10 protein-coding genes are annotated in these 12,135 nt (G+C 65.2%); 6 read left to right on the top strand and 4 right to left on the bottom strand.

Translation table 11 applies throughout. The features are described from left to right. Positions 1 to 1,539, top strand: coding sequence for a 5-oxoprolinase subunit PxpB (gene pxpB, locus EBI04_RS03105; RefSeq protein WP_135255994.1), 1,539 nt, complete (start codon positions 1 to 3; stop codon positions 1,537 to 1,539). An 8-nt stretch (positions 1,540 to 1,547) separates the two neighbouring features. On the opposite strand, the gene EBI04_RS03100 is transcribed toward pxpB, so the two are convergent. Together EBI04_RS03100 and EBI04_RS03090 are read right to left on the bottom strand one after the other, a co-directional pair. After that, positions 1,548 to 2,750, bottom strand: coding sequence for a thiolase family protein (locus EBI04_RS03100; protein WP_135255993.1), 1,203 nt, complete (start codon positions 2,748 to 2,750; stop codon positions 1,548 to 1,550). A gap of 121 nt (positions 2,751 to 2,871) precedes the next feature. After that, positions 2,872 to 4,863 (bottom strand): thioredoxin domain-containing protein, encoded by a 1,992-nt coding sequence (locus EBI04_RS03090; protein ID WP_135255992.1) that lies wholly within the window; start codon positions 4,861 to 4,863, stop codon positions 2,872 to 2,874. Positions 4,864 to 4,972: 109 nt separating this feature from the next. Between EBI04_RS03090 and EBI04_RS03085 the strand changes: the two genes are divergently transcribed. The 5 genes from EBI04_RS03085 (at position 4,973) to bfr (ending at position 9,678) form a co-directional block, all read left to right on the top strand. Then, positions 4,973 to 5,716, top strand: a complete 744-nt coding sequence (locus tag EBI04_RS03085; protein WP_206202062.1) for an AfsR/SARP family transcriptional regulator — start codon at positions 4,973 to 4,975, stop codon at positions 5,714 to 5,716. Between the two features lie 63 nt (positions 5,717 to 5,779). After that, positions 5,780 to 6,607, top strand: a complete 828-nt coding sequence (gene nadC / locus EBI04_RS03080; protein ID WP_206202061.1) for a carboxylating nicotinate-nucleotide diphosphorylase — start codon at positions 5,780 to 5,782, stop codon at positions 6,605 to 6,607. 153 nt (positions 6,608 to 6,760) lie between these two features. After that, positions 6,761 to 7,684 (top strand): quinolinate synthase NadA, encoded by a 924-nt coding sequence (nadA, locus tag EBI04_RS03075; RefSeq protein ID WP_135255990.1) that lies wholly within the window; start codon positions 6,761 to 6,763, stop codon positions 7,682 to 7,684. Then, entirely contained in the window at positions 7,684 to 9,183 is a 1,500-nt protein-coding gene (gene nadB / locus EBI04_RS03070; protein WP_135255989.1) for an L-aspartate oxidase, read from the top strand. The genes nadA and nadB overlap by 1 nt, the downstream gene beginning before the upstream one ends. An 18-nt stretch (positions 9,184 to 9,201) precedes the next feature. Further along, positions 9,202 to 9,678, top strand: coding sequence for a bacterioferritin (gene bfr, locus EBI04_RS03065; RefSeq protein WP_019550930.1), 477 nt, complete (start codon positions 9,202 to 9,204; stop codon positions 9,676 to 9,678). Between the two features lie 55 nt (positions 9,679 to 9,733). Here bfr and EBI04_RS03060 read toward each other — a convergent pair whose 3' ends face one another. Both EBI04_RS03060 and paaZ read right to left on the bottom strand, forming a co-directional pair. Then, on the bottom strand, positions 9,734 to 10,060 hold the full coding sequence (locus EBI04_RS03060) for a winged helix-turn-helix transcriptional regulator (protein ID WP_038069284.1): 327 nt from the start codon (positions 10,058 to 10,060) through the stop codon (positions 9,734 to 9,736). A gap of 19 nt (positions 10,061 to 10,079) precedes the next feature. After that, positions 10,080 to 12,083, bottom strand: a complete 2,004-nt coding sequence (gene paaZ / locus EBI04_RS03055; protein WP_135255988.1) for a phenylacetic acid degradation bifunctional protein PaaZ — start codon at positions 12,081 to 12,083, stop codon at positions 10,080 to 10,082. Positions 12,084 to 12,135 lie beyond the last annotated feature (52 nt).

Here is a 12,135-nt window from a genome sequence, read left to right as displayed (position 1 = left end):
GTGGACGGGTTTTACCTGGCCTTTGGCGAGGGGCTTTCCGAGGAAGCCAACCGCCTGGCCCAGGCCCTGGCCGGCCTGCTTCTAAAGGCTCCCCCTGAGGGCCTTTGGGAGGCGGTTCCCGCCTACGGCACCCTGTACTTGGAGTACGATGCCAAGCGGCTTTCCCGCAAACGGCTCCTTGGGCTTGTTTCCTGCCTCGGCACCACCTTGGCCGAAAGCGGGGAGGAAAGCAGGCTGGTGGAGATCCCCGTGCGCTACGATGGGGAAGATCTCTTGGAGGTGGCCAGGCGCACGGGGCTTCCCCTGGAGGAGGTGAAGCGCCTGCACCAAGCACCCCTTTACCGGGTCTATGCCCTGGGGTTTACCCCCGGGTTTCCCTTTTTGGCCCCGGTGGAACCGGCCTTGCGCCTGCCCCGTCGCCCCCACCCAAGGCCCAGGGTGCCGGCCCATGCGGTGGCCATGGCTGGGCCCCAGACGGGCATCTACCCCCTGCCCTCCCCTGGGGGGTGGCATCTTTTGGGCACCGCCTTGGTGGCGGTCTACGATCCCCATCGGGAGGAACCCTTTCTCCTTAGGCCCGGGGACCGGGTGCGCTTCCGGGAAGCCGGGGGCTCCCCTCCTCCGGAGCCCAGCCCCTTGGCCCTTCTTCCCCAGGAGCCCAGGATTCCTGCCCTGCGGGTGGAGGAACCGGGTCTTCTGGACCTGGTGGTGGATGGGGGAAGGTTCCTGGCCGGCCACCTGGGCTTGGCCCGTTCCGGGCCCTTGGATCCCTACTCCGCCTTCCTGGCCAACCGCCTGGTGGGGAATCCCCCTGGCGCACCCCTTTTGGAGGTGGCCTACCGGGGCCCGGTCCTTACCGCTCTTAGGGATGTGGTGGCGGCGGTGGCGGGGTATGGGCTTACCGCCCTCCTGGAGGGGGAAGAGATCCCACCGGGCCGGAGCTTTTTCTGGCCTAGGGGCAAAACCCTCTCCTTCCGGCCCAAGGGCCGGGGGGTCAGGGTTTACTTGGCGGTGGCGGGAGCCCTCGAGGGCCGTTCCTTTATGGGCTCCGTGTCCCCAGACCTCCGGGGCAGGATCGGCCGTCCGTTGGTGGCGGGGGATATCTTGGGCCTAGGGGAGGAAAGGGCGGTGCGGCCGGGACTCGCCTTCCGGCAAAGGCCCTTGCCGGAAACCTTTCGCCTCCGTCTCCTTCCCGGGCCTCAGTTTTCCTGGGAGGCCTTTAAGGCCCTGGTTTCCGCCTCTTTCCGGGTGGTGCGGGCGGACCGGATGGGCGTGGAACTCGTGGGGCCGGAAGTGCCCGGGGGGGAAGGGCTTTCCGAAGCTACGCCCTTGGGAGGTATCCAGGTGCCGCCTTCCGGGCGCCCCCTGGTGCTTTTGGTGGACAAGGGGAGCCTTGGGGGCTACGCCAAGCCTGCCAGGGTTCATCCTGGGGATTTTTGGATTCTTGGCCAGGTTTGGCCGGGAGCGGAGCTGACGTTCACGAGCAGATTCAATCGTGAAAAGCAGCACATGTCTTCAGTCTTCGCCTGGGAAGACTAGGGGAAGCCTCACACCGCTTCCACCACCATGGCGATTCCCTGACCCACGCCGATGCACATGGTAGCCAGGCCGAACTGGACCTTCCTTCGCCGCATTTCGTGGAGCAAGGTGGTGAGGATGCGGGCTCCGGAGGCTCCCAGGGGGTGGCCGATGGCAATGGCCCCACCGTTGGGATTCAGGCGGGGGTCCTCCATGTCCAGGCCCCATTCCCTGAGCACCGCCAGGCTCTGGGCAGCGAAGGCCTCGTTGAGCTCGATCAGACCGATGTCCTTCAGGGTAAGCCCTGCCCGTTCCAAGGCCTTCTTGGTGGCGGGCACCGGCCCGATGCCCATGATCCTGGGGGGAACCCCAGCCACGGCGATGCTCCGCACCCGGGCCAGGGGGGTGAGGCCGTGGGTTTTGGCGTAGGCATCGGAGACCAGGAGGACGGCGGCGGCCCCATCGTTCAGGGGGCTGGAGTTCCCTGCGGTGACGGTGCCCCCTTCCCGGAACACGGGCCTGAGCTGGGCCAGTTTTTCCAGGGAGGTATCCCTCCTTGGCCCCTCATCCACCTCCACCCGGACTTCCTCCTTCCCCCGCTTCACGGAAACCGGGATCACTTCTTGGGCGAAGCGCCCCTCGTCCCAGGCACGGGTGGCCTTTTGATGGGAGAGGAGGGCGAAGCGGTCCTGCTCCTCCCGGGGAATCTTGTACATCTCCGCCAGGTTCTCGGCGGTTTCCCCCATGCTTTCCGTGCCGTAAAGGGCCTGCATTTTGGGGTTAATCAGGCGCCAGCCCAGGGTGGTGTCGTACATCACCTGGTTGCCGGTGGGGAAGGGCCTTTCCGCCTTGGGCACCACAAAGGGAGCCCGGGACATGGACTCCACCCCGCTCCCGATGTAGACCTGGCCTTCCCCTGCCCAGATGGCCCGTACCGCCTGGGCCACAGCCTCCAGGCCGGATCCACAAAGGCGGTTGACCGTGCACCCCGCCACTTCCACGGGGAAACCCGCCAGGAGGAGGGCCATGCGGGCCACGTTGCGGTTGTCTTCTCCGGCTTGGTTGGCGCAGCCGGCGTAGACATCCTCCACCTCCTCCTTGGGGACCCCGCTTCGTTCTATGAGGGCGGAGAGGGCGAGGGCCAAGAGATCGTCGGGGCGCACACTGGCCAGGGCTCCCCCGTGCTTGCCGATGGGGGTTCTGAGGGCTTCCACAATCCAGGCTTCGGGCATGGGACCTCCTTACCGACCGTTCGGTAACAGTGTAGGGGAGCCGGGAGGTAAAGTCAATCCTTTTGAGGAGAGGAAAAGGACAAGCTATTTTAATCGTGAATAATCACACAAGCGAAGAGGATTACCCACCATAGACCGCCCGTACTTCCTCCACCAGACTATTCGCCTCCTCAACTGGCAGCCGGCAGGCTCCCTCCCGGCACAGGTAAGCCCTTCCGGGCTCCCTCCCGCGAAGGCCCGGAAGGGCATCCGCTGGCCCTACCACCAACTGGGTAAGGGGTAGATAGAGTTCCCGTACCGACTCCAGAATCGGGGAGGGCGTAGGGAGGGCAAGCTCCGTTCCTTCCTTAAGCAGGCGGTGAACCAGGAGCAAGCCAGGGAGGGCGTGGGGATGGCGCTCAAGCCACAGAGCCCCTTCCTCCAAAAGCAACTGGGCCCGCCTTCGGTAGTCCCCGCCAAAGGCGGCCTGTAAGCGCCAGAAGGCCTCGGCCAGGGCGCTTTTACCAGAGGGAAGGGTGGTTTCCTCCACTTCCCTGGCGGGAAGGGGAAGGGAGTTCAGGGCGGGACGGGTACTTGGTCCTTCAAGACCTTCCTTTCGAAAGACCTCCCAGGCTGCCTCCGCCAAGGACCTTGCCCTCTCCAGATAAGGCCACTCGCCGGTGGCGGTGTAAAGCTCCAGTAAGGCCAAGGCGGTGAAGCTTTGGTCTTGCAGGAAAGCCTCTTCCCCTAGGGCCCCGGCCCGCCACACGTGGCGTATAAGGCCGTCCCTGCCCATGGTTTCCACCAAGAAGTGGGCCCCTCGCCGGGCTGCCATCAAGTAGCGGCCGTCCCTTAAAAGCCTGCCCGCCTCGGCCAAAGCCCGCACCGCCAAGGCAGACCCGTCGGCTAAGACCTTGTCGTCCAAGTTGGGAGGCATACGGCGCCGCCTCGAGGCAAGGAGCCTAGCCCGGAGGCGCTCCCGCCAGACTGCAAAGCCTTCCCCCAGCTCCTTCGTTATCTCTTCCTCACCCCAGGCGGTAAGCACGTACGCGGGAGATTCTCCTTCCTCCAGGGGCGAGGCCTTTCCCAGGGCAAAATAGCGGTGGGCTAGGGGGTAATCCTCCCCTAAAGCCGCCCGTAGCTCGTCCGGGGTCCAGGTGTAATAGCGTCCTTCCTCCCCCCCGCTCTCCGCATCCAAAGCCGTGTAGAACCCTCCTTGGCCAGGGCTTTGCATGGAAAGAAGCCAGTTCAGGGTTTCCCAAGCCACCCTGAGAAAAAGGGGGTCGGCGAAAACCCGGTAAGCTCCCAGGTAGACGCGGGCCAAGAGGGCGTTGTCGTATAGCATCTTTTCAAAGTGGGGGAGATACCAGAAGCGGTCCACGGCGTAGCGGTGGAACCCTCCACCCACCTGGTCGTAGATCCCACCCAGGGCCATAGCCCTTAGGGTCTTATGGAGCATCCTGCGGGCCTCCTCCTCGCCCCGCCAGGCCAGGGCCAGGAGATAAAGGAGCAGATTCCCTTGGGGAAACTTGGGTGCGGGGAGAAGCCCACCCCACTCCGGGTCAAAGGAGCGGGCAAGAAACGACAAAGCCTTTTCCTCCCCATCCTGGGGCACAGGTCCGGGAGGAGGAGTCAGACTTCGCCAAAGAGCCTGGGAAAGGCGCTCCGCCTCCTGGGTGATGGCTTCCCGTTCCTCCCGCCAGGCCCGGGCTACCGCCTGGAGGACCCGTCTAAAAGAGGGAAGGCTTCCGCGGTCTTCCTTGGGGAAATACGTTCCCCCGAAGAAGGGTTTGCCCTCCGGGGTGAGGAAGAGGCTCATGGGCCAGCCCCCCTGGCCGGTGAGGCTGATGAGGGCCTGCATATAGGCGGCGTCCACATCGGGCCGTTCCTCCCGATCCACCTTCACCGGGATGAAGTGCCGGTTGAGGATCCCCGCCACCTCGGGGTCTTGGAAGGACTCCCGGTGCATCACGTGGCACCAGTGACAGGCACTGTACCCCACGGAGAGGAAGATGGGTTTATCCTCCTGCAGAGCCGTGGCAAAGGCTTCCTCTCCAAAGGGGTACCAGTCCACGGGGTCTTCCGCGTGCTGGAGGAGGTAAGGGCTTCTAGAACCCCTTAGGCGGTTGGCCATGCCCTTAGCCTAGCTGGTCGGGGAAGGGAGCAAAGGTAGCCATCTCACACGGCGCACCAGGCCCGTGGACTCCCTTGGTGAAAGGGCAAAGGCCTCTTAAGATGGAGGCATGCTCCGGGTGCTGGGAGGGCTGGAGTTGGAGGGGCATACCTTCCACCGTTTAAAACCCCTTTTGTTGCTTGCCTATTTAGCCTTGGAGGGTCCCAAGGCCCGCCGACACCTGGCCCAGCTCTTCTGGCCCCGGGCCCAGGACCCCTTGAATAGTCTCTCCGTGGCCTTGAACCAGCTGAAGCCCACGGGGGCTATAGAGGGGAACGAGATCCTCCGGGCCCGGGTTTCCACGGACCTCGAGGCCCTCCGCCAAGCTCTGAGGGAAGGTCACCTGGAGGAAGCCCGCCGGCTTTACCGGGGAACCTTCCTGGAGGGGGTGGAGCTTCCCTTGGGAGAGGAACTGGAGGAGTGGGTGTGGAGCGCTCGGGAGCGAGTCGCCCTGGAGGTCCATGGGGCCTTTGCCTCCCAGGCCCGGGCTTTTTACCTCCTGGGCCTTCCGGAAAGGGGAAAGGCCCTCTTGGACGAAGCCCAGGCCCTACCGGGGGTGGGTTTGGCCCTCGAGGGAGCCGGGGAGGAGTTCCATCCACATGCCGCACCGGATCTTTCCAGCCAGCTTACCTATATCCCCTTCGCCTCGTCCACCACGGTCTATGTTTCCGTGAGCGCCATCTTTTCTCCCCAGGCGGTTTTGGGCCTGGATAGCAATAACCCCGCTTCGTTTAGCGCTATCACCGATATTGCCTTAGTCCACGCCACCAACCAGTACACACAGAGCGGAACTGGCAGCATTACCCTCCCGTAGATGACTTAGACGTTCCTGACAGGGTGCCCCCAAAGGCACCCTGCCTTGTCTACAATGGGGGCCATGGTGCCTTCGGAAACCCTAAAGGCCTGGCTCCTCGAGGACCTCGGCCATGGGGACCTCACCACCCTCCTCACGGTGCCGGAGGATCCTTGGAGCCGCGCCGTCATCCTGGCCAAGGAGGAAGGCGTTATCGCTGGATTGCCAGTTGCCAAGGAGGTTTTTTTCCTGGCGGATGCCCGCATTGCCTTCACCGCTTTGGTGGGAGAAGGAGAAAAGGTGGGCCTCGGCCAAGAGGTAGCCCGCCTCGAGGGGCCCTTAAGGGGCATCCTGGCTGGGGAAAGGCTTGCCCTCAACCTCCTCCAACGCCTATCCGGCATCGCCACCCTCACCCGGGCCTACGTGGAGGCCCTCAAAGGAACCAAGGCCCAGGTCCTGGACACCCGCAAGACCACCCCGGGCCTGAGGGCCCTGGAGAAGTACGCGGTGCGGGTGGGCGGGGGGAGGAACCACCGCCATGGCCTTTTCGACGGGATCCTTATCAAGGAGAACCACATCCGGGCGGCGGGAGGCGTGGCCGAGGCGGTGAAAAGGGCCAAGGCCGGGGCTCCCCACTACCTGAAGGTGGAGGTGGAGGTGACGAGCCTGGCCGAGCTGGAGGAGGCCCTGGAAGCGGGGGCGGACCTCCTTCTTCTGGATAACTTCTCCATGGAGGACCTCCGCGAGGCCGTGCGCCGGGTGGGGGGGCGGGTACTTTTGGAGGCTAGCGGCAACATGACCCTGGAAAGAGCCCGGGCCGCAGCCGAAGCAGGCGTGGACTACGTGAGCGTGGGGGCCCTAACCCATTCCGCCAAGGCTTTAGACCTCTCCCTCCTGGTGGTGCACCCCTGAGGCCATAGGGTGCTACCATAGGGGCATGGTGCGGACCCAGGCGCAGCTTCCTGCGGTTCATTTGGGGGGAATGGGGTCCCAAAGAGGTGCAGGCCCGGCGCCTGAAGGTCCTGGCCCAGCGGAAGGGGTGTTCTTCCAGCGGAAGCGCAAAGCATGGAAAGGGATCTTCTCATCCAAGAGGTTCTCCGTCTGAAGGCGGAGCGGCAGGCGGTCATCCTAGCCCACTCCTACCAGCTCCCCGAGGTGCAGGAGGTGGCGGACTTCGTGGGGGACTCCCTGGGTCTAGCCCGGGAGGCCCAAAGAACCAAGGCGAAGGTCATCGTCTTCGCCGGGGTGCACTTCATGGCGGAAACCGCCGCCATCCTGAACCCGGAGAAAACCGTCCTCCTTCCTGACCTGGAGGCGGGCTGCTCCCTGGCGGACAGCATCCGCCCCGAAGACATCCTGGCTTGGAGGGAGGCCAACCCCGAGGGCATCGTGGTGGCCTACGTGAACACCAAGGCCGAGGTGAAGGCTTTGGCGGACGTGTGCGTCACCAGCGCCAATGCGGCGGAGGTGGTGGCCCGCCTGCCCAAGGACCGGCCCATCTTCTTCGTGCCCGACATGTTCCTCGGGGCCCACGTGGCCCGGGTGACGGGGAGGAAGCTGGACCTCTTCCCCGGGGAGTGCCACGTGCACGCGGGGATCCGCGAGGAGCACATCAAGGCCCTTTTGGAGGAGCACCCAGGGGCGGAGTTCATGATCCATCCCGAGTGCGGGTGCGGCAGTAGTTGCCTTTTCCTCAAGCCTGACGCCAAGATGCTCTCCACCGAGGGTATGGTGCGCTACGCCAGGAAGGCGGAGGCCAAGGAGTTCGTGGTGGCCACGGAGGTGGGGATCCTCCACCGCCTCGCCAAGGAGGCTCCGGGCAAGGCCTTCATCCCGGTGAAGCCGGATGCCATCTGCGAGTACATGAAGCGGATCACCCTGGAGAAGGTTTACCTGTCCCTTAAGGAGATGCGCCACGTGGTCCAGGTCCCCGAGGAGGTGGCCCGCAGGGCCCGGCGGGCCCTTGAGGCCATGGTGGCGGTGGGCTGATGGAGAGGGTAGACCTCCTCGTCTTGGGAGCCGGGGTGGCAGGGGTCTACGCCGCCTTGGCGGCGGAGGAAAGGGGAGCTAAGGTCCTCCTTCTCAGCAAGGACCCCTTGCCCTCGGGTTCCACCCCCTGGGCCCAAGGGGGGGTAGCCTTCCCTTTGGATGAAGCCGACCTGGAAGCCCACCTTCAGGACACCCTTAGGGCCGGGCGGGGTTTGGTGGAGGAGCGTGTGGCCCGGTCCATCCTGGAGGAAGCCCCCCGGCATTTGGAGAGGCTTCTTGCCCTGGGGCTTCCCTTCCACCCCCAGCCCACCCGGGAAGGAGGCCATTCCCGGGCCCGGGTGCGGCACCTGGGGGGGGACCGAAGCGGCCTTTTTCTTCTCCGGGAGCTTCTTGCCCGGCTTAAAAGCCCGATCCTCGAGGGGTACATGGCGGTAAGCCTTCTCCTGGAGGGGGAAAGGGTGGCAGGGGCCTTGGCCTTGGGGCCGGAAGGGGTTAAGGAGGTGCGAGCCGGGGCAGTCCTTTTGGCCACGGGAGGCCTGGGGCGACTTTTCCCGGTGACCACCAACCCTGAAGGGGCCACGGGGGACGGGATGGCCCTGGCCTATCTGGCGGGAGCCACCCTCAGGGATCTGGAGTTCGTCCAGTTTCACCCCACCGCCCTCCCCGATGGGAGCCTGGTGAGCGAGGCGTGCCGGGGAGAAGGGGCCATCTTGATCAACGCCCAAGGGCAACGGTTTATGCCCCGCTACGATCCCTTGGCGGAGCTGGCCCCCCGGGATGTGGTGGCCCGGGCGGTGCACCGGGAGAGGGCGAGGACCGGCGGGGTTTACCTGGACCTGAGGCCCATTCCCCACCTGGAGTCCCGCTTCCCCACGGTGGTGGCCGCAGCCCGGGCCTTGGGCTTGGACCCCTTGAAGGAGCCTGTGCCCGTGGCCCCAGCCGCCCACTATGCCATGGGGGGCGTAAAGACTGACCTCCAGGGCTTTACGGGCATCCCCGGCCTTTATGCTGCCGGGGAGGTGGCCTCCACGGGTTTCCACGGGGCAAACCGCCTGGCCTCCAATAGCCTCCTGGAAGGCTTGGTTATGGGGCAAAGGGCAGCCGAAGCGGCTCTGCAGGATCTCACCTCCCCCAAGGCACCGGAGCCCCTTCCCGCCTATCTTCTGGACCCCATTTACCTGGAAACATTACGCCAACGGATGGGCCAGGCAGCCGGGGTGGTGCGCCGGTGCGAGGACTTGGCGGAGGCTTTGGCCTTTATGACAGCCCTCCCGCTAAAGGAGGTAGTCCCGGGCCTCCAAGAGGGGTCTTTGGGGCTGCGCCCGGCCTTGGAAGCGGGGAACCTCGCCTTCCTGGCCCGGCTCCTCCTCAGGATGGCCCTCTTCCGGGAGGAAAGCCGGGGAGCCCACTTCCGCGAGGACTTCCCTCAGGCAGGAGGGGCAGCCTACCACCTGGAGGCTGAAGGCCCCTACCTTCACCGAGTTCCGGTGGGGGTATAATGCCCTTGGAGGTTCTTTATGAAAGGCCATCCAGACGTGATCCAAAGCCTGCAAGAACGGCTTTCTGAGGAGTTGGCTGCCATTTTGCAGTACATGGTCCATGCGGAGATGGCGGAGAACTGGGGCTTTAAGGCCCTGGCCCGCCACCTGAAGGCCCACGCCATCACCGAGATGCGCCATGCGGAGAGGCACATCGAGCGCATCCTTTTTCTGGAGGGTTTTCCGGAGGTGAGCCGGATCGGGGAGATCCGGATCGGCAAAACGGTGGAGGAAATCCTTTTCCGGGACTATGAGGGGGAACTCCAGGCGGTGAAGGGCTACAACGAAACCATGAACCTGGCCCAAAGCCTGGGGGATAACGGCACCCGGGACATGGTGGCGGAGATCCTCAAGGACGAGGAAGGCCACGTGGACTGGCTAGAGGCCCAGCGGGAACTTTTGAACCAGATGGGGTTGCCCAACTACCTCCAGTACCTGGCCGGGGAAGCGGAATAGGTTTTAAAGGGGTCCTGGGCCACGGATACTCCAGACCGGCCCCGGCCACGAAACCTTAGCCCACGGGGGCCTTGAGGTTCCTGCGGGCCCAGCGGTCGATGGCGGCGATGACCGCCTCCAGTTCCCGACCCGCCTCGGTGAGGCTGTAGCGGGTGCGGGGGGGCATGTAGGATTCCACCTTCTTCTCCACCACGCCCAGGTCCACCAGGTGCTCCAGGCGTTGGGAAAGGGTGGCGGGGTTTACCCCCCCAATGGCCCGGGACAGCTCGTTAAACCCCTTGGGACCTTCCAGGAGAGCCCTGATGATGTGCAGGGTCCACTTCTCCTGGAGGAGGTTCAAGGCGGCGTAGACAGGGCAGAAGGCCGGTTCGTGCTCGGCCATACCCCCATGGTAGCACAGGCTAGGAGGAAGCCTCCGTGGGCTTTCGCGCCACCAGGGTGAGGACGGTATAGGCGGCCACGGTTTTGCCCTCCTGGTTCACCACCTCCACCGCCCACTCCACCACCCCGGACTTTTCGTCCCTGGGCCGCTTGGCCTTCACCGTGAGCCGGGCTTGCACGGTATCCCCGATGCCCACAGGTTCGGTGAAGCGCAGGCCCTCGAGGCCGTAGTTGGCCAGGACCGGACCCGGGGCCGGGTCCACGAAGAGCCCGGCGGCGGCGGAGAGGACGAAGTATCCGTGGGCCACCCGCTTCCCGAAAAGGCTCTTTTGGGCGGCGATCTCGTCGGTGTGGGCGTAGAAATGGTCCCAGGAAAGGTGGGCGAAGAGGGCGATGTCCGCCTCCGTGACCGTGCGGCGATGGGTCCAGAGGGTTTCCCCAACCTCCAGTTCCTCGTAGTACTTGCGGAAGGGGTGGAGGCTGGCGGGTTTTTCCGCTCCCCTGGTGTACTCCCCGGTGAGGGCTTGCAGGGTGTGGGGATCCGCTTGGAGGGCCAGGCGGGCCAGGTGCCGCTTGACGGCAAGAAGCCCTCCCAGCTCCTCCCCGCCCCCTGCCCGTCCAGGTCCCCCGTGGAGGAGGCGGGGCAAGGGGGAGCCGTGGCCCGTGGAGCTATGGGCGTTGAAGCGGTTCAGGATGTGGAGCCGGCCCACCTCCCCGGAAAGCCCAAGGAGGTGGAAGCGGGCCTCCTCGGGGTCGGGGGTGGCCAGGGTGGTCGCCAGCATCCCCCCTCCTAACCGGGCCAGGCGCAGGGCTTCCTCCCGGTCCCGGTAGGGGAAGAAGGTGGCCACCGGACCGAAGGGCTCCACCTGGTGGAGGGTTTCCGCCCAGGGATCCTCCGCCAGGAGCAGGGTAGGGGGAAAAAAGGCGCCATCCCGCCTGCCTGGGTGTTGCCAGTACACCCTGGCCCCGGCGGCCAGGAGGGCTTCCACGGCCCTTTCCACCTCCTCCTTCTGCCCCAGAGAGGCCAGGGGGCCCAGGTCCACCCCCTCCTCCCGGGGATCGCCCAGCCGGAGGCCTTCCAGGTGCCTGCGGGTGGCCTCGAGGAGAGCCTCGAGGCGGCCTTGGGGTGCCAGGACCCGGCGGATGGCCGTGCACCGCTGCCCGGTTTTGATGGAAAGCTCCTGGGCGATCTCCCGGGCCAGCCTCTCCACCTCCTCTTCCCCTGCCTTTTCCCCCAGGATGGCGGCGTTTAGGGAGTCGGTTTCCGCATTGAAGAGGACGCCCCGTTCCCAAAAGGCGGGGTGGCGTCTTAAGCGGTCGGCCGTGGCCTTGGAGCCCGTGAAGTAGACGCTATCCCGGTGGTGTAGGGCCTCCAGGGCATCCCCCAGGCTTCCCGCCACGAACTGGAGGCTTCCCTCTGGCAAAAGCCCGGACTCCACCATGAGGCGCACCAGCCCCTCGGCCACGTGGGCGGTGGGGGTGGCCGGCTTGGCCAGGGTGGGCACCCCCGCCAGGAAGGCAGGGGCGAACTTCTCCAAAAGGCCCCAGACCGGGAAGTTGAAGGCGTTGATCTGAACCGTGATCCCGCCCTTGGGGCCCAGGAGATGCCTTCCCTGGAAGGAAAAGTCCTTGCTTAAGGGAGGGCTTTCCTCCTCAGGGAGGAGGTTTCCCTCGGGAAGTGTCCGGGCTAGGGAACTATAGGTGAAGAGTGCCCCAATGCCCCCGTCCACATCGTACCAGGCATCCCGGCGGGTTCCCCCGGTGGTGGCGTAGAGCCGATAGAGCTCCTCCTTCCGCTCGGAAAGGTACTGAGCCAGGGCCCGAAGCCTTCGGCCCCGCTCCTGGAAACCCAGGGCAAGGAGGGCCTTCCCCCCCACCTCCCTCCCCCAGGCCACCGCCTCCTTGAGGGGCAGGCCCTCCGAGGTCACGTGGGCCAACACCTCGAGGGTGGCGGCATCCTGCACCGGCACCCCTTCTCCTGCGCCCGTTAACCATTGGCCCATGAGGTAGCTTTTGACCTTCAAGGCTTCCTCCTTGAAGCTGGTCTATTTTCCTTCATGTCCTCCAGGACAAAGG

It is taken from the genome of Thermus caldilimi, from assembly GCF_004684245.1.
Taxonomy (GTDB): domain Bacteria; phylum Deinococcota; class Deinococci; order Deinococcales; family Thermaceae; genus Thermus; species Thermus caldilimi.
Note: the sequence above shows the minus strand (reverse complement) of the source record. Positions and strands in the feature narration are given on the sequence as shown.